Source organism: Arcanobacterium urinimassiliense, assembly GCF_900119495.1.
GTDB classification, from domain to species: Bacteria; Actinomycetota; Actinomycetes; order Actinomycetales; family Actinomycetaceae; genus Arcanobacterium_A; species Arcanobacterium_A urinimassiliense.
Genome location: NZ_LT632435.1, coordinates 923,087 through 941,261, shown reverse-complemented (window position 1 = coordinate 941,261; position 18,175 = coordinate 923,087). Strand labels below are relative to the sequence as shown.

Sequence of the window (18,175 nt, the reverse complement as noted above, 5' to 3'; positions counted from 1 at the left end):
TAGTTCTTACATGGACAATTGGCAGGCTGGAAAGTCCGGCATACCAGTACACCACTCTACGGGGCTTTTCCCGTTGAAAGCAAGCCTAAAACAAAATTTTTCTTTGACTAATTGCCCACAAATTTTCTTAGCTCTGGCAGCGGACTAGTTGATACCTACCAGACAAACTAACCGACGCATACCGGGCATAGGTGGCTCTCCAATACCGCAAGAGCGAATTATTGGCAAAGAAATACTCAGCTTCTGCGTATGTTATCTGAGTTTCAGTGGGCAGCCAGTTGCCAATTCGCCCCGGATCCAATACCCACCGAAAGCGGCACACTCAGTGGGATAGTATTTTCCATTTCTTCACGCACCAATGCTTCTACTTGCGCTAACTCAGCAGCTGGCAATTCAAATATCAATTCATCGTGTACCTGCAGCAGCATACGCGCCTGCAAATTTTCCCGCTGCAGCCGTAATTCCACCTTCCACATGGCCTTCTTAATAATATCGGCAGCAGAACCTTGAATCGGCGCATTGAGCGCCATTCTTTCCGCCGCTTTCCGCACTTGCGTATTTTGCGAACTCAGCTCGGGCAAATAACGCCGCCGCCCGGTAATTGTCTCGGTATAGCCATCCGCCCGCGCTTTTTCTACTAAAGATTGCAAATAATCACGCACTTTCCCAAAACGGCTAAAGTATTCATCCATAAGATTCTGCGCAGCTCCCGGTGAAATATGCAGCTGGGCCGCCAGACCATAGGCAGAAAGTCCATAAACTAGGCCGTAGCTCATAGCTTTAATATGAGAACGCTGGCTAGCAGTGACTTCTGCTTCAGGAACCTTATAAACGCGGCTAGCCACATATCGATGTAAATCTGCTCCATCATTAAAGGCTTGAATAAGGGAGCTATCTCCGGAAAGATGCGCCATGAGGCGCATTTCAATTTGCGAATAATCGGCAGTGAGAAGTAAATCGTAATCCGGCGACGGCACAAAAGCACTACGTATCCGCTGCCCTTCAGCCGTACGCGCATGAATATTCTGCAAATTCGGATCCGTAGAAGAAAGCCGCCCGGTAGCCGCCGTGGTCTGTTGGAAAGTGGTGCGGATATGCGAATCTTTTTGCACGCTTTCTTGCAAACCAGTAATGGATTGAGAAAGTTTCACAGCATCTCTCCGCGCTAAGAGCGCAGACAAAAATTGCTGCCCCGCCACCGCCTGTGCATCTTCCCGATTACTTATTTTTTCTAATAAATCGGCAAGAGCCTCCGCGTTCGTAGTGTAGCTTCCAGATTTGGTTTTTTTAGTCGGAGGCAGCTGCAATTTATCAAAAAGCACTGCTTGGAGTTGTTTCGGGCTAGAAAGATTTACGTTTTCATCGTCTATCGCCCGATAGGCTAACTGTGTCGCATTTTCCGCGCTCGCCGCGAAATCAGCCGCCAGATTTTGCAAAATTTTTCTATCTACGCAGATTCCGCGCTCTTCCATCTCGGTGAGCACTTCTAATACCGCTAATTCCAGCTCTAAAACTTGGCGCGCCGTGCCGGTCTTTGCCAATTCGGCATTTAAGAAATCTGCTAAATCCAGCAAGGCAAGGGTGCGCCGCGCAAAATTATCGCCTCCGAGAGTGCCATCGGCGTTAATTCCTAAAGTACCGTCATTCGCTGAGCTGATATCCAAAGCTAAATAACGTAGGCACAGTTTATCTACTTCGTATTTCCGCTGATCGGGATGAAGTAGCGCAGCTTGAATTTCTGTATCGGCAACGGTGCCATATAGGCGCATTCCCTCCCCAATCCAAGCATGATTCATACCTTTGACGTTATGCCCCACTTTGGATATTTCCACATTAGCCAGCCAAGCAGCTAAAGCCTGCTTATCGCTAGCTGGCAGAGCGGCAAAATCACTGGTAATTGCAGACCCGTCGGCAGCGGCGATGGAAAAACTTTCTACTGTGCCTTGCCCTGCTTTGGTATTTCCCTTTACCGCAACTGCAAAGGGAGCAGAATGTGCTGCCAAAAAATTCTCCAAGGCGCCCGGTGATAGCTTTTCCTCTTTTAATTCCCGCAATTGAGAATTGGCCTCCACCACGGGTTCTGCGCCTTCTTTAACGGGAAGCGTATGCAAAATCTCCGATCGTAAATGATTAAAATCTAAGGTCGCGCAGAGCTGCGAAAAAGCTGGTAAATCTACCCCGCACACCTCCATTTCGGCAAAACTTTTTTCAATCTCTAAATCGCGCACTAGCGCATTTAGCTCGCGGTTTCGCCGCACCTGCGCCAGTGATTCGCGTAAATTATCTCCCGCTTTTCCGGTAATTTTATCGGCATTCTCTAAAATAGCCTCTAAAGAGCCGTATTCTTCTAGCCATTTTTGGGCGCGCACTGGCCCTACTAGCGGCACTCCCGGTAGATTATCCGCCTTTTCCCCCACCAGGGCAGCCATATCGGGATAAATATCCGGAGTGACTCCCGTCTTTTCCCGTACTTTTTCGGCATTAAAAGGCACTAATTTTCCTTGCTGCGGATAAAGTACCGTCACTTGCTCATTGACTAGCTGATAAGCATCCCTATCACCAGAAGCTACCCAAACTTTCATTCCCGCCTTGGCTCCCCGCTGGGAGAGCGTGGCAAGGATATCGTCTGCCTCATAATCCGGCACTGTAATCCAGGTAATCCCGATTGCTTCCAGCAATTGCTGAATTAAAGATATCTGCCCTTTGAATTCTTCTGGGGTAGCCGCTCGCCCGCCTTTATATTCACCATAGACGCGCGTACGGAAAGTACCACCCGGCAAATCGAAAGCTACCGCCACATGGTCGGGTTGATAATCGCGCAGTAAACGCAGCAATGTCTTAGTAAAGCCAAATACCGCATTGGTATATATCCCCTCTTGCGTACGAAACTGCTGAAAAGGCAGTGCATAAAAAGAGCGGAAAGCCATGGAGTGGCCATCAATGAGCAATAAGGTAGGGCTATTCATAACTCCAGATTACCCGGGAAAATAATTTAGTGCAGATTAAATTCTGCTTTACCCCACCTGTTCGATAACGGCTTCCGCTACTTCGCGCATAGTTAGACGCCGATCCATAGAAGTTTTTTGAATCCAACGAAAAGCCTCGGACTCGGTAAATCCCATTTTTTCCTGCAAAAGCCCCTTAGCCCGCGATACGATCTTCCGACTGGTGAATTTTTCTTCCATATTAGCTATTTCCGCTTCCAGAGCCGCCATTTCTTGACTGCGGGAAATAGCTATTTCAATTGCCGGTAATAGATCAGCAGGCGTAAACGGCTTCACTACATAAGCCATAGCGCCGGCATCTCGGGCTTTTTCTACTAAATCTTTCTGGGAAAAAGCAGTCAGCATGACGATTGCACAATTCTGCGTATTTAAAATCTCTTCTGCCGCCGTTATGCCGTCTTTTACCGGCATTTTAATGTCCATTACAATCAATTCCGGCTTTAGCTCTGCTGCCATCTCTACCGCTTCTGCTCCGTTGGCAGCGGCTCCCACTATTTCATAACCGGCATCTTGTAGAGTTTCGACAATATCTAGGCGAATTAAGGTCTCATCTTCTGCCACCAGAGCCCGTATCGGCTTTTCTGGCGACGACTCACCTGCAGCTGGCGTATTCTTTTCCGACACGGCTACCTTCTCTCCATTGCAAAGTATATATAGCCTAAATGCTCATATTCTAGGCGGTGCTCCCGGCGGGATTCGAACCCGCACGCTTTGTGGGCGCTGCATTTTGAGTGCAGTGTGTCTACCAGTTCCACCACAGGAGCGTACGTTTCCAAAGGAAACGCATAAATCCTATAAGGAGAAAGCTCTACTTTTCAAGCTCCAACCAAGGTTATCTATCACATTGGCAGGAGTTTTACAGTTTAAAGGTCTCCCCTATCTTATGGATACGAATAGTATTAGTAGAACCGCTGCTCCCCGGAGGCATACCACAGATGATTACCACTCTATCGCCAATCACTGCCATATCGCGCTTCCGCAGTACTCGATCTACCTGATCCACCATATCGTCGGTATTCTTTACCGGCGGCACCAACAGCGATTGCACTCCCCAAGAAAGTGCTAACTGCCGGCGAATTTCCCGGTGTGGAGTAAATACCAACAGTGGAATCCGGGAACGCAGGCGAGACATACGCCGCGCTGTCTGCCCGGAGGAAGTAAATACTGCCAAGTATTTAACGCCGAGTGCTTCGCCTACGTCTAAAGCGGATTTAGTGAGAACGCCGTTGCGCGTGCGGTGTAAATTACCGAGCTTCGGAATGCTCTCCAAGGCTTTATCTTCCGTAAATTCAATAATCGACGCCATCGTTTCTACGCAGCGTACTGGGTACTTACCTACCGAGGTCTCTCCCGAAAGCATGACGGCATCGGCACCGTCTAAAATAGCATTCGCGCAGTCAGAAGTTTCCGCTCGGGTCGGGGTGGGGGCACTTATCATTGACTCTAATACTTGCGTAGCCACTATTACTGGCTTCGCGTGCCGGCGCGCCAAAGCAATTGCCCGCTTCTGCACAATTGGAACTTGTTCGAGCGGCAGTTCGACGCCTAAATCACCTCGCGCAATCATAAAGCCATCGAATACATCGATCAGTTCTTCGAGGACTTCCACTGCTTGCGGTTTTTCGATTTTTGCGATTACCGGCCGCGTGCACCCAACTTTATCCATTATTTCGTGCACATCTTGCACATCCCGGGCAGAGCGCACAAACGAAAGTGCCACTAAATCACAGCCGTACTCTAAGCCCCATTCCAAATCGATTCGATCTTTTTCCGAAAGGGCCGGTACCGAAACGGCAACTCCCGGTAAATTTACCCCTTTATGATCGGAAACTGGACCGCCGATAAGAATTTCCGTCTTCACTTCGGTATCAGTAACTTCTAATACCCGCGCCTGTACTTTGCCATCGTCAATAAGAATCTTATCGCCGGGAGCGCAATCACCAGGCAGGCCTTTATGAGTAGTGGAGACTAACTGCGCATTACCAGCCACATCCGCGGTGGTAATGGTAAAGATATCTCCGGGATTAAGCATTACTGGCCCATCGGCAAAGGTTCCGAGTCGAATCTTTGGCCCTTGTAAATCTAGCAACACCGCAACCGGCGTATCTAACTCTTCAGCTGCTTCCCGCACCCAGTCGATATTCTGTTCATGCTCAGCATGAACTCCGTGCGAGGCGTTGATACGCGCCACGTTCATACCAGCTTTTACTAACTCAACTATTTTTTCTTTCGAAGCAGTAGCTGGCCCTAATGTACATACAATTTTTGCTCTACGCATACATCTATCCTAGCTGATATTGGCAAAATATCTCTCTTCAAACACTATAAGTTATCTCGCATCCGCAGTTGGCTGTGCATTCGGCAGATAAATATCATTTATTTGCGGATTTTGCCGGCGAAGCGTGCGCAAAAAGAGGAATAAAGAAAGTGCACCGAGGAAAATAACTACAGACGTCCAGACGTTTAGCCGCAATCCCCCCACTATTTCTGCTTGATCAATGCGGAGCATCTCTATCCAGAGCCGCCCCAGCGTGTAATACATACCGTAGGCAGCTGCGAGCATACCGCTATTTAAGTGGAAGCGTTTTTCTAGACGCACCAGCAAAAAAGCTCCTAATAAACACCACAGCGCTTCATAGAGAAAAGTGGGGTGAAAGAGAGTGCCGGGCGGGTATCCCCCACTAATTTTTTCCGGAGCTATTTCCAAGCCCCATGGCAGATTAGTAGGTCTTCCATAGAGTTCTTGATTGAAATAATTACCAAAACGCCCAATAGCCTGCCCAATCAATAAAGTGGGCGCAATAGCGTCCGCAGCCGGAGCGAAACGCAATCCGCGCTGATGTAAGGCGATAAAGATACCCAATGCTCCGCCCGCTACTCCGCCCCAAATTCCCAGGCCACCTTCCCATATCCGCAGAGCTTTCCAGATATCACCCTGCGCACCAAAATAAGGCTGCGGAGTGGTGAATACGTGATAAAGACGCGCACCTAGGATTCCACAAATTACTCCCCAAATAGCTACATCGGCCAAGGTATCTTCTGGACCACCTTTGGCGCGATAGCGTTTATCGCTCCAAATATAAGCAAATATAATTCCGGTAATAATTGCCAAAGCATAGGCCCGCACCGGTAAAGGTCCCAAATACCAAACCCCTACTGATGGAGATGGAATAGATAATATTTGCACGCTACTCACCTTTGTAACTATCTCTCAACTTATACACTAAGAAACTTTTACTGCCGCCTGTACCGGTAATTCTCCACCTGCTTGGAAGCAACTCCGCGTGCCTGTATGGCAAGCTGCTCCCTTTTGCCGTATCTGCAATAGTAGTGCATCGCCGTCACAATCTACTTCTACGCGCACTACTTCTTGAATATGCCCCGAAGTATCACCTTTTCGCCAATACTCCTGGCGCGAACGCGACCAATACCAGACTCTTCCCGTGCGGAGCGTACGCGCTAGCGCAGTTTCGTCCATCCATGCCACCATAAGGACTTCTCCGTTTAGATAATCTTGCGCTACCGCACATATTAAACCGGATGCATCCCAGCGCAGACGCCGATAAATATCAGCCGCAAGTTTATCTTCTGCCGCAATATCTTTATTGCCCGCAGCTGCAGCCACAGCCATATCTTTATTGCTCACAGCTGTGCCTTTATTCTCCACATCCGCACTTTTCTTACTCACAACCGCACCTCGATTCCGGCGGCTGCCAAAGCCTGCTTTACCTCTTTAATCGAGAGGGTTCCAAAGTGGAATACGGAAGCTGCTAATACGGCATCGGCACCAGCTTGTACAGCAGCTACAAAATCTTCTGCCTTACCCGCCCCACCGGAAGCAATAATTGGCACCCCTACTACCTGCCGCATCGCCTCAATCATTTCTAAATCAAATCCGGCAGTAGTGCCATCTCCATCCATAGAATTGAGGAGGATTTCTCCCGCTCCTAAAGCTACGGCCTTTTCCGCCCAGGCTAGTGCATCTATACCAGTACCTTGCTTTCCACCATGCGTGGTGACTTCATATCCTGAAGCCGTCTGCAAACCCGGAGCCCGGCGCGCATCTACAGAAAGAGTGATAACTTGATTTCCGAAAGTTTCCGCCACTTCTTTTAATAGCTCCGGACGGCGAATAGCAGCCGTATTAATCCCGACCTTATCGGCACCGGCAGCCAGTAAACGCTGCACATCAGCCACGGAGCGCACACCTCCACCCACTGTACAAGGGATGAATACCTGCGCGCTGACGTCTTCTACCAATTTCTGAGTAGTAGCGCGATCTTCCAGCGAAGCGGCGATATCTAAAATCGTAATCTCATCGGCGCCCTGCTCACTGTAAAGCTTTGCCAACTCCACCGGATCGCCGGCATCGCGTAAATTGCGAAAATTTACCCCTTTTACTACCCGGCCTTTTGCCACATCTAGGCAGGGTATTACTCTTACTGCTACGCCCATAATATTTTCCTTCTTAAATTTCTCCCGCTATTTCCGCTAGCCCCGAAAATTATTTTTCCGCTCCCGCTGCCTCTCTATTTGCCACTTCTGCCAATATATCTACCACCATATAGATATCTTTATCTCCTCGGCTCTGCGCCGCGGGAATTGTAAGCAAAATTCGCGATCCTACCCGTTCATTTATAAGTCCGCTCTGCAATCCCGTAAATAATTTTTCTAATTCCAAATAGGCAGGAGCAGGATTTTCCCAGGTATTTTCCAACACCTTTCCCTGCGCATCGGTGCGCACATAATTAGCATATATCCGCGATTTTTTATGCAGCTGCACTCCCGATCCCGCTTTCAGCACCGCCGTCCGGAATGTATGGGCGTCTCCCCCCTGTAGATGCGGTACACCTGCCGCATCCTCCGTAACTGTAGGAAGCCCCGCTGCGCCAGAATTTTTATTCTCGCCCGCAATGTGCAGCGGCAAAATATCGATTATTACTATTTCCGCCTTATTTTCATTTTCCGGCACTTCAACGACCTCTATACGACTGCCAATTTTTTGCTCGATTAGTGCTGGCGCTACTTTCCCTAGACTTTCCGCTTCCGCTACTCCGGCATAGATGCGGCTGTACTCGTTCTCAACCAAGCGATACCCATTTTTATATATAAATGACGTCGCCTGAAAAAGTACCTGCCCGCCAGCCTTTATTTTCTCGCCTTTTCCTTCTTTAAGTACCCGAATTCCCCTATCGGCAATACGCGGAGTGCCAGTAACCTGCAAAAATACTGGTTCCCCAATTTCTCCATAGGCACTAATACGTAAATCCGCCGGGCCTGGCCCCGTAAACCAGTGCGTAAATCCTGGTAACAGACCAATTAATAGCCCTATTCCTAAAGCCAGTAAGGCTAAGCGTCTTGGCATTATTTCTCCAACCGAGCCAAAAGTAGCTCTACCCGTTTATCAGTAGCTACAAAAGGATCATCTAACTCTATGCTATGGACGCCAGCGCCGTCCACCAACTGCAGCGTAGACCAATCTGCTAAATAAGTAGCACGCGCCGCCTGCGCCGCCTGAATAAAATCTCCACGCAATTTTGCCCGCGTAGTACGCGGAGGTAGTAATTGAGCTGCACTAATTTCGGCAGGAGTGAGCAATACCTGCAAAATCCCGCTCTCTTCTAAGGAATCGCGCAAACCTTTTTCCGTAATATCATGCCAAGCTAATTCCAGACGGGCTAAACGAATATCTCCGTAGTCTAAAGAAAATTTTTCCTGATAGCGGCGGAAAAAACGCCATTTTGCTACCCAATCTATTTCGGTGGCAATTGCCGATAAATTATCTGCTTCCAAAGCAGTTAAAGCTCGCTTCCACAGTTGGAAAGCATATTGACGAAGGGGCGATTGTACCTCCCATCCCCACTTTTCATAGTGGGATTCTACCCACTGATAAAAAACGATTTGTAGATCTAGTGCAGAAATACTTTTTCCGTTTGCCAAAGGCACCACTGCTTGCCAATCCTGCGAAATTGCCCGTAAGGCGGCTAAGGGATCTTCTAAAGTATATTCCGGTAGTTTTTCTCCCGTTTCCAGTATTCCCAGCACTGCTTCCGTCATGCATATTTTCAAGGCAGTGGTGGCATCACCGATATTCGAATCTCCTACTATCACGTGGAGTCTACGAAACCGCTCCGGATCTCCGTGCGGTTCATCGCGGGTATTTATAAGTGGACGAGAATTAGTAGTAGCAGCGGATATCGAATCTGATATATAACGCGCCCGCTGGGAAATTTCAAAATGTGCAGCCTCATCTTCGCTAGCGGGCATAATATAACCCGCTCCCACTAGTAGCTGCCGAGATACGAAAAAAGGAATCAATGATTCTACCCGCGCCCGATAGTCACGCCGCCGGCGCACTAGGTAATTTTCATGGCAGCCAAAAGAATGCCCGGCACTATCGACGTTATTCTTAAAAAGATGAATCTGCCCCGCCTGCTTTGCACGTAATTCTTTATTAGCTTGCGCTGCTAAATCTCGTAATATCGCATCCCCGGCGCGGTCATTTGCCAGTAAATCAGCGGGGTCATCGCATTCGGCACTGGCATACTCTGGATGGGTACCTACATCTAAGTAAAGCCGACTTCCATTCGGTAGATACACATTGGCCGTGTGCATTTTTTCCACCAAAGGAGCGAAGAGTAACTGAGCAGCTGCTTCCGGCAACAGTGCAGAACCGCGCCCGTCGATCCGCGGGCAAGTTATGCCATATTCATTTTCAATACCGAAAATTCTTTTTTCCGGCTGCACCACTTATTCCCCACCTTTTTGTACAAAACCTTGTACGAAAGCTGCTGCATCTTCTTCCAGTATTTCTCCAATATCGCTCAGCAGCATATCTAGATTTTCATCGACTTTTTCCTCTGCCGCCACTGGGTTATTAGCCGCATCTTGCGCATTCGCCGCATTGCTGCCATTACCCGCATTTAACCCGCTAGCGAAATTATCTACTTTATTTACTGCATCATTTGCCATTATTTTCTCTGTTTCTCTGTTTCTCTGTTTCTCTGTTTCTCTCCCTGACTACTGCCATCATTTAACTCTACTTTTTCTCCAGAGAGCACACAATTATGCTCCGTACCCTTGCTTGCTATATAGCTGGAAAAACTCCTCTATTGACGAACTATTTTCTATCCAACTGCGATATTCCGCTAAATTTTTTGGCTGTGGATCTAAAAGCGGAATTCGCACTAGCTGCGGATTTTCCGGAATATCTAAAACTATTCCTCCCCAGCCAGCCGCTGCCACACCCGCCGGAAAATTCTTAATTAAACTTCCCCGCACGTAGGCGCGCGTCTGGGATGGAGGATTAGCAGCTGCCCACTGCACTTCTGCGTCACTAAAAAGCTGTTTTACCCGCCCGGCCTGGCGCAGCTTTTGCACCACGGATTTTTCTGGCCGTAAATCATGCCACTGTAAATCCAGCGCCCGTAATTTTTCTCCCAGATCACTCTGCCCATATTTATGCTGCCACGACTGCAGTAGCTGGTATTTCGCTATCCATTCTACCTGCGTAGCTAAAGAAAAAATATCGGTGCGTAGAGCGTCTAAAGTCTGCTGCCAGAGGTCGATTATTTCTAAAGTTTCGCTATCTTTATTGCCATTCTTTTCTATTTCATCTCGCACGGCTTCCAGATACATCTCTTGAATATCCACGGCCGTTTTCGCAGTCCCATCTTGCATTTCTACAGGCGCCCGCAGCGAAAGATCATGCGATATTTGCCAAGTAGCAGCTACTGGATCAGTTAAAGTCGCCGCTTCTAAGGAAAGCGGGATATTTCCACTTTCTAATAAGCCGAGTACGAGCGAAGTAGTGCCAACTTTTAAAAATGTAGAAATATCGAATTGATTGGCATCGCCGTTTATTAAATGCAGACGGCGATAATTAGCCGGTGCATGTGGTTCATCACGACTATTTATAAGCGGACGATTAAAAGTGGTTTCTAGCCCCACATCATTTTCAATATAGTCAGCACGCTGTGCTATCTGAAAAGCATTAGCCTGCTCTGATTTTTGCCCAATCCCCAGCCGGCCACTTCCGCAGAAAATTTGCCGCGTAGCTAAAAAAGGAGTCAGATAACGCACGATAGTAGCGAAATCTACTCGGCGTGAGAGCAAGTAATTTTCATGCGCACCATAGGAAGCGCCTTTTCCGTCAACATTATTTTTATAGAGCACATATTGCTTACCCTGCTCCGCCAATTTTTGCATAGCACGCTGTGCAATTACCTCTCCGGCCCGATCCCAGAGCACGGCCGCGCGCGGGCTGGCAGCTTCCGGAGCGGAATATTCCGGATGTGCATGGTCTACATAAAATCGAGCCCCGTTTGCCAATACCGTATTCGCTACTCGGGAAAGACGCAGCTCTTCTGGGCGCGGGCGGGGCAAAAATGCCATTTCTGCCGCCACTGAAGTGCCATACTTGGCACCGGAATCTGTGAGCTGTGAGGAGTGGGCAGCCGCGCGCTCTAGATGAAAACCGCGCGCATCTTGGAGTGGATCTTCACCACTATAATCCCAGTTACTTGCGCTTTTATCCGCTGCCGCCCCGAATTCAGCTAGCGAATTAACTACTTCGGTGCTGAGCACTATCGGATTTGCGGATTTATGCTCCGCATCTAGAATTCCAAACTCCGTCTCTAAACCAATTACTCGGGCTGCTTCGATGGGCATATTTTCTCCTTTTGCTCCCGCCGCAGTTGTGCTTCTAGTTTCTCCATATTTTCACCGGGGTGAGAAAGACCGCTTTTCTCTTGGTCAGCTCGCCGCGCCACCGCTCGCCGAATTTTCCGAATCCGCTTCTCGTTCTTAAAATCTCGATCTAATTCTGCTTCCCAATCACTATCTTCTCCGCGAAATGGAAGAACAGCTTCCGATAATTGCTCTGGAGTAAAAAGTTGCCCGGCGGATTCGCCAGCTAAGCGCCGCGCCGTTAATAAAAATCCCGTATGTGCCACCATCGAATGTACGGGGCGAATGGAAAGTCCTTCTACGTGCCAGGGGCGGAGCAGTATTTCAAATGACGTAGGATCGGTAAATTGCCCAGATATGCGCAGTTCTTCGGTGAGGCGCGAAAGCTGCGGAATAGTGGTTACGTAGGCTAAAAATACGCCTCCCGGCACTAGTACCCGCGCCGCCGCGGCAATATTTTCCCACGGAGCGAGCATATCGAGCACTACTCTATCTATCTGGGCGGGAGGAAAATCTGCCAATACTTCTGCCAAGTCTCCTATTTTTATTTCCCAGGGCAAATTCGCGGTGCCGTACCACGATTCCACATTGGCGCGCGCTATATCGGCATATTCGGGGCGGCGTTCTACCGAAGTTAAATGCCCTTCTTTACCCACGGCGGCCAAAAGCGAGATAGCTAGAGCTCCCGAGCCTAAACCGGCTTCTACTACTTGCGCACCTGGAAAAATATCCGCATAGTGCACAATTTGCCCAGCATCTTTCGGATATATCACGGTGGCACCACGCGGCATCGAGAGTACATAATCCGAAATAAGTGGGCGGAATGCCAGCAGTTTGTGCCCCGTTGCCGTGGTGAGCAGCGTACCTTCCTCTTTCCCAATCAAATCCCGATGATAAAAACTTCCCCGCCGAGATTGAAAATACCCATCGGCAGTCAGCGTAATGGTATAGTGACGATTTTTACTGTCAGTCAGCTGCACGCGCTCACCGGCTCGAAAGGGCCCGCGCCGCCGCGCTTTTTGATCTTGTGGATAATCCTGCACATTCCACATTCTACGGGCTGGAGGAAAGTTCCCCAAAAGGCGTAGTACGGTAGAGCTATGAACTCAACTCACGCTGCGCTCTCCCCCTCCCGCATAAAAGATTTTCAGCGCTGCCCTTTTAAGTTTCGCCTACGCACAATCGACAAAATATCTGAAACGCCTTCCCAAGAAGCACTTCGCGGCACTCTCGTACATTCCGTTTTAGAAAATCTCTTTCTCTTGCCAGCTGCAGAGCGGAATGAAGAACAAGCCCAAGATATGTTGATTCCGCACTGGAAAGCACACCTAGAAAAGCACCCGGAATCTCTCAAAATTTTTCCTACCGCTGCGGAGATTACACCCTGGCTCGAATCGGCGCGCCCCTTGCTAAAAAATTATTTTGACTTAGAAAATCCCCAGTATTTAGAGCCAGCCCAGCGCGAGATGTTTATAAATACCTATCTGCCTTCCGGATTAGCAATTCGCGGCATAATTGATCGCTTAGATAAAAATACGGCGGGAGATATTCGAATTGTGGATTATAAAACAGGGAAATCACCCCAACCACAGTTTCAAGAAGACGCCATATTTCAGCTTTTATTTTATGTGGCAGCGCTGTATTTTCGCGATGGTAAATTACCGCTACGCGCACAGCTGCTCTATTTAAAAAATAGCCAGATTCTCAGCTATGACCCGGTGGAAGCGGATATTGATTTATTTTGCCGGCAAGTAGATTCAGTATGGAAAAATATCTTGCACAGTTTGGAGAAACGCTATTTCGCTCCGCGTACCAGCCCCCTATGTAGCTGGTGCAGTTTTCAAAAATTCTGCCCAGCTTTTGGTGCAAGCACCCCGCCTTGGAATGAAGAGGGAGCTGCGCAGTTGCTTACGGTACAAAGAGCAGATTCTTAATACGGACTTCGCTCTCATCGCATCGCTTCCTATCACATCACGTCGTATCGCATCCTAGAAATGCATTAAAGCACGCATAGTGTATTAGCATAATTAATGTATTAAAAAGCGTATTACTGTATCAGCGCTAGGGTATTAAATCCGCAAACTCTTGCCGCAGAAAATCTGCATCCACTTCTTGAAGAGACTTTAAGAAGCGCACTCCTGGCAGACGCGGCAATTCCACCATAAAAGGCACTGCAAAAGTGCGCGCCCCCGATTGAAAAGCGGCATAGAGCCCCGGTATAGAATCTTCAAAGGCTAAACAATTGTGAATATCTACTCCGAGTAAGTGCGCCGCTTCTAAATAAGGATCTGGCTGTGGTTTCCCCCGAATGGGCATATCTCCGCTCACTATTACTTCTAGGCTGCCTTGCGGAGCCCGGCGCAGAGCGTGCCGCGCAAAGCTGTGGTAAGAAGACGTGACGAGAGCAGAAGGAATCCCCATTTCTACCAAGCAAGTCAATAATTCAAAGGCTCCCGGCCGCCACGGTAGTCCTTCTTCCGCGGCTATTTGTGCTACTAGCTGTGTCAATTCGGTTTCGTATTCCGCGGGCGTCATATCGATTCCGGTGTATTCCACAATTTGCCGCGCTGCTTCCGGAAGCGATTTTCCAATACTCATTTTCGCTTCTTCTACCTTTAGCTCATAACCAGCCCGCGCACAAACTTTCTGCTCCGCTTCCCACCAAATTTTTTCGGTATCAGTGAGAGTGCCATCCATATCGAAGAGCACCGCACCGGAAAAATTACTAGCAGTTTTCATAGCGCAATCCCTAAAAGATTATCTATTGTGGTAATAAAAAGTTGCCGCGCCGCACTAGATTCCCAGCTAGTTATAGCAGCAGTATAGTTATCTACCAGCCTGAGGGCGCGCGGCGTATCTAAATCCTTTGCTAAGTGAGTGCGCATCTCCTGTAAAAACTCCCGCACCGATTTTTCTGTGCCTACCGCTGCTTCCGTACCTGCCAAAGATTGCTCGGTGCACACCGCAGCAGGCTTTAGCGAATTTTCGCTTGCCGCAGTTTCCGTAATTGCAGCAGCTGCCGGCGCAGATTCTGGGCGAGTTTCTATAGGAGCGTGCGCCGCCCGCTGCCAATTTTGCAAACGCATAGTAGCTGTTTGCAATACTGCATCGTCATATTCCCAATCTTCGCGATAATGATGCTGAATAATAGCTAAACGAACTGCCCGCGGATCTTCTCCCGCAGCCATTAATTTGGAAACCAGCACTAAATTACCTAGCGATTTAGACATTTTTTGCCCTTGATAGGCCACTAGCCCGCTGTGCATATGGATACCGACCGGCGCCGCATCATCACTTAGCGCACGTAAATGGGCCTCACTCATCTCGTGGTGTGGGAAAATTAGATCAGCTCCCCCTCCTTGCACATCCACTCTGCCCAGTAACTTGTGGGCTATTACGGCGCATTCAATATGCCACCCCGGCCGCCAACCGCCATCGCGTAAATCAATAGGGGAATAATCTGCCCCGCGCACTCCCCGCCAGAGCAAGGGATCGAGAATATCTCGTTTCCCGGGGCGAGCAGAATCTCCACCGTGCGCATCAAATACAGCTGCTAGATCCATATTTGAAAAAATGGGCGCGGCCGCGAAATGGGTATCTCCTGTTAAAGAAATATAGATATCGGTACTGCCGTTGGCATTCGACAATTCATAAGCATTTTCTTGGTGGCGAAACTTCTCTACCTGCTCCATTAAATCCGGAAGCGCTTCCGAGACCGAAACCCAATCCTGCGGGGGAATCACGCGTAATTTTTCCATATCTTCGCGGAAAAGTTGCGTCTGCGCGGCGGCAAGGTCTTTCCAATAGACGCCGGTGGCCGCGGCACGCTCAAAAAGCGGATCGTCAATATCGGTAAGATTTTGCGCATAGCGCAGTACTCGCCCGGAATCCCTCCAAGTACGAGCAAGAATATCGAAAAATACGTAGGTATTGGCGTGCCCGAGATGTGTAGCATCGTAGGGGGTGATTCCACATACCCAAAGATGCAGATCCGAAAAAGAATGCCGGCGCAGCTCCCCGGTATTAGTATCACGTAAATAAAGCGGCGGCGGCGTGCCGGGTAATTTCTCTAGTTTTGGCTCAGCCCAAGTACGCATTTAATACATCTCCAATATGCCGCTGCCCAACATAATTACTACGGTAGCTGCGAGAACTAAACGATATATTACGAAAGGCATATACGATTTTGTTTCCACTAGCCGCAAGAACCAGACTATAACTGCAAATCCCACCGCAAAAGCAGTTAGCGTGGCTACGAGGGTGGGAAGAGCTCCTACTTGCGGGCCAGTGCCGTCGTCACTAAAAAGTCGATAAAATCCGGAAGCTAAGATAGCGGGGATAGCCAGGAAAAAAGAAATACGCGCGGCAGTGCTGCGGGTATAGCCGAGGAGTAAACCGGCAGTGATAGTACCTCCCGAACGTGAAACACCGGGGATAAGCGCCAAAGACTGCGCGAAGCCAAGAATTAAGCCATGCTTTATCGGCATATCACTTAATTGCTGTTGTTTTTTCCCCCAGCGATCTGCCCAACCGAGCAAAATAGCAAAAAGTGCCAGCATAAAGGCCGTCACATAGAGGTTACGAAATACCGAATCTATGGCATCTTCCAGCGCTAATCCCAATACCGCAATCGGGATAGAACCCACTATTACTATCCAACCCAGCCGCACATACTGATCACTTTGCGGAAGTCGTTTTGCGGCCGGCACCAGCGGTAAAGCCCGAAACCAATTGCTGATGATGCGCCGAATATCTTTCCAAAAATAGATGAGCACAGCTGTTTCCGTGCCTATTTGAGTGACGGCGGTAAAGGTCACTCCCGGATCGCCTAAGTTTGGAAATAGCTCTCCAACGATGCGTAAATGTGCCGAAGAGGATATGGGCAGAAACTCCGTCAATCCTTGCACAATACCTAAAATTATGGCTTCGAATATTCCCACTCCCTCAGCTTAGCTATATTTTTTCCCCAGAGTTGAGCTAAGCTCGGAGGTGTGAAGCACACCAAGATTGGAAATTCTGGATTACAGGTAGGAAATCTCGGAATCGGCACTCTCAACTGGGGGCGCGATACAGAGCCAGCTGATGCCGCCCACATTCTCGCCGCCTTACTCAACGCGGGAGGTAATCTACTAGATATCTCCCCAGATTACGGAGAAGGAGATGCCGAAGCAGTAGTGGGAGCTCTGCTAAACAAGGCTTTTTCCCGTACCGATTTAGTATTGTGCGGGCAGATTTCCAATAACAAAAAAGGTACCGAATTGCGGGGAGGGCGCAGTCATCTCTACCGTTCCCTGCATGGAACCCTGCGCACTCTAAAAACTGACTACCTGGATTTATTGCTCGTTCCTGAACCAGATCCACAAATACCAGCTGCGGAAATGCTCAGCACCCTTGCTAATTTTGTAGAACAAGGAAAAGTACGCTATCTGGGATTTAGCCGGCAAAGCGCCTGGAAGAGTGCGCAATTCCGGCAGATTATGGAAGATTTACACTTACCTCTCCCCACTGCTCTGGCTTTTCCCTATTCACTCTTAGAGCGAAAAACTGAGCTAGATAATTTCCCTATGGCGCAAGCGCTCGGATTAGGAATGATTGCTTTTTCCCCGCTTGCGGCCGGAGTCTTAACTGGTAAATATCGCAATACTATTCCGCCCACTTCGCGGGCGGCCACTAAACACCTCTACGCTATGGTAGCTCCCTATTTGGAAGAAACTCCCCGCCGTATCACCGAAGCGGTAGCCAAAGCCGCCGACGGGCTCGGGCGCACTCCCACCGATGTGGCTTTAGCTTGGGCACTGCAAAATGGCGTGGCTTGTGCGATTTGCGGGCCACGTACTGCCAACCAAGCTGATCAACTCTTCAGCGCCGAAATAGAAGAGCTTCCTCCGCAGGTATTTAATGTACTAAACGACGTATCGCGCCCACATATTGCCTATCCATCTCTTTAGATAGTTGTATAGCCAGCGCGCGCGAAACCAAAAGCGCAAATTAAAGGCAAATTAAAAAATTAAAGGCGTATTAAATTATTTGACTGAATTACTGCGCTAACCACGCCAATCAGTCATTTTCTTTAATCGTCATCCTCATCATCGTCGTCGGCGTAATCATAGTCATCGTAGTCATCATCTTCGCCGTAATCGTCGTCATCATCTTCATCATCCGCGTCGGAGAAATCATACTCATCGTCGTCATCATCATCGTCATCATGAGCATAAAAATCAAAAGCTTCATTGCCTTCGTAATCGTCATCGTCGTCATCATCGTCGGCGTAGGTATCGAAAGGCATCTCTACCCCATATTGGGTGAAAATCGCATCGTCATAAACGGTGTAGGCATCCACTAAATGATCGGTGGCGCGCAATACCGCCGGTGCTTCCGCATCGGAAAATTCCAATACCGAACTATGAAATTCTTCTAGTGCATTTACCAAGCGAGTATACGCAGTTTGCAAATCTACAGCCATAACTCCAGAGTAGCCCAGT

General features: G+C 48.8%; 17 protein-coding genes and 1 tRNA gene. 2 read left to right on the top strand and 16 right to left on the bottom strand.

Translation table 11 applies throughout. The features are described from left to right. Positions 1–263 precede the first annotated feature (263 nt). The 12 genes from polA to BQ7117_RS04210 all read right to left on the bottom strand — a co-directional run bounded on the left by polA (position 264) and on the right by BQ7117_RS04210 (position 12,736). A complete protein-coding gene (gene polA / locus BQ7117_RS04265) occupies positions 264–2,966 on the bottom strand; it encodes a DNA polymerase I (protein ID WP_073996353.1) in 2,703 nt (900 codons plus the stop codon). A 48-nt stretch (positions 2,967–3,014) separates the two neighbouring features. Then, positions 3,015–3,629, bottom strand: coding sequence for an ANTAR domain-containing response regulator (locus BQ7117_RS04260; RefSeq protein WP_073996352.1), 615 nt, complete (start codon positions 3,627–3,629; stop codon positions 3,015–3,017). 57 nt (positions 3,630–3,686) lie between these two features. Then, positions 3,687–3,769: transfer RNA gene (locus BQ7117_RS04255), tRNA-Leu, on the bottom strand. A gap of 92 nt (positions 3,770–3,861) precedes the next feature. Further along, positions 3,862–5,283, bottom strand: coding sequence for a pyruvate kinase (pyk, locus tag BQ7117_RS04250; protein WP_073996351.1), 1,422 nt, complete (start codon positions 5,281–5,283; stop codon positions 3,862–3,864). Between the two features lie 51 nt (positions 5,284–5,334). Continuing rightward, complete coding sequence (gene lgt, locus BQ7117_RS04245; protein ID WP_237563053.1) at positions 5,335–6,192, bottom strand: prolipoprotein diacylglyceryl transferase; 858 nt, start codon at positions 6,190–6,192, stop codon at positions 5,335–5,337. Positions 6,193–6,228: 36 nt separating this feature from the next. After that, positions 6,229–6,636, bottom strand: a complete 408-nt coding sequence (gene hisI / locus BQ7117_RS04240; RefSeq protein ID WP_073996987.1) for a phosphoribosyl-AMP cyclohydrolase — start codon at positions 6,634–6,636, stop codon at positions 6,229–6,231. 53 nt (positions 6,637–6,689) lie between these two features. Further along, positions 6,690–7,460 carry an imidazole glycerol phosphate synthase subunit HisF gene (hisF, locus tag BQ7117_RS04235; protein WP_073996349.1) on the bottom strand — a complete coding sequence of 257 codons (771 nt, stop codon included), beginning with the start codon at positions 7,458–7,460 and terminating at the stop codon, positions 6,690–6,692. A gap of 49 nt (positions 7,461–7,509) precedes the next feature. After that, the gene (locus BQ7117_RS04230; protein ID WP_073996348.1) at positions 7,510–8,370 is read right to left on the bottom strand and encodes an FKBP-type peptidyl-prolyl cis-trans isomerase; all 861 of its coding nucleotides are present in this window, start codon (positions 8,368–8,370) and stop codon (positions 7,510–7,512) included. Beyond that, on the bottom strand, positions 8,370–9,755 hold the full coding sequence (locus tag BQ7117_RS04225) for a proteasome accessory factor PafA2 family protein (RefSeq protein WP_084789889.1): 1,386 nt from the start codon (positions 9,753–9,755) through the stop codon (positions 8,370–8,372). Before BQ7117_RS04225 ends, BQ7117_RS04230 begins: the two co-directional genes overlap by 1 nt. After that, a complete protein-coding gene (locus BQ7117_RS04220) occupies positions 9,756–9,977 on the bottom strand; it encodes a ubiquitin-like protein Pup (RefSeq protein ID WP_073996347.1) in 222 nt (73 codons plus the stop codon). A gap of 93 nt (positions 9,978–10,070) precedes the next feature. Beyond that, entirely contained in the window at positions 10,071–11,675 is a 1,605-nt protein-coding gene (dop, locus tag BQ7117_RS04215; RefSeq protein WP_237563052.1) for a depupylase/deamidase Dop, read from the bottom strand. After that, positions 11,651–12,736: a tRNA (adenine-N1)-methyltransferase gene (locus BQ7117_RS04210; RefSeq protein WP_237563051.1), complete on the bottom strand. Its 1,086-nt coding sequence runs from the start codon at positions 12,734–12,736 to the stop codon at positions 11,651–11,653. The genes dop and BQ7117_RS04210 overlap by 25 nt, the downstream gene beginning before the upstream one ends. A 57-nt stretch (positions 12,737–12,793) precedes the next feature. Between BQ7117_RS04210 and BQ7117_RS04205 the strand changes: the two genes are divergently transcribed. After that, on the top strand, positions 12,794–13,627 hold the full coding sequence (locus tag BQ7117_RS04205) for a RecB family exonuclease (protein ID WP_073996345.1): 834 nt from the start codon (positions 12,794–12,796) through the stop codon (positions 13,625–13,627). 127 nt (positions 13,628–13,754) lie between these two features. Here BQ7117_RS04205 and BQ7117_RS04200 read toward each other — a convergent pair whose 3' ends face one another. From BQ7117_RS04200 to BQ7117_RS04190, 3 genes are read right to left on the bottom strand one after another with little or no spacing between them, the layout of a single operon-like run. Beyond that, positions 13,755–14,432 (bottom strand): HAD family hydrolase, encoded by a 678-nt coding sequence (locus BQ7117_RS04200; RefSeq protein WP_073996344.1) that lies wholly within the window; start codon positions 14,430–14,432, stop codon positions 13,755–13,757. After that, complete coding sequence (locus BQ7117_RS04195) at positions 14,429–15,790, bottom strand: hypothetical protein (protein ID WP_073996343.1); 1,362 nt, start codon at positions 15,788–15,790, stop codon at positions 14,429–14,431. Before BQ7117_RS04195 ends, BQ7117_RS04200 begins: the two co-directional genes overlap by 4 nt. Continuing rightward, complete coding sequence (locus tag BQ7117_RS04190) at positions 15,791–16,633, bottom strand: undecaprenyl-diphosphate phosphatase (protein ID WP_073996342.1); 843 nt, start codon at positions 16,631–16,633, stop codon at positions 15,791–15,793. Positions 16,634–16,684: 51 nt separating this feature from the next. Here BQ7117_RS04190 and BQ7117_RS04185 point away from each other — a divergent pair, with 51 nt between their 5' ends. Further along, on the top strand, positions 16,685–17,641 hold the full coding sequence (locus tag BQ7117_RS04185) for an aldo/keto reductase (protein ID WP_073996341.1): 957 nt from the start codon (positions 16,685–16,687) through the stop codon (positions 17,639–17,641). Positions 17,642–17,763: 122 nt separating this feature from the next. Here the strand turns inward: BQ7117_RS04185 and BQ7117_RS04180 are convergent, their stop codons facing one another. Next, positions 17,764–18,156 carry a hypothetical protein gene (locus BQ7117_RS04180; RefSeq protein WP_073996340.1) on the bottom strand — a complete coding sequence of 131 codons (393 nt, stop codon included), beginning with the start codon at positions 18,154–18,156 and terminating at the stop codon, positions 17,764–17,766. Positions 18,157–18,175 lie beyond the last annotated feature (19 nt).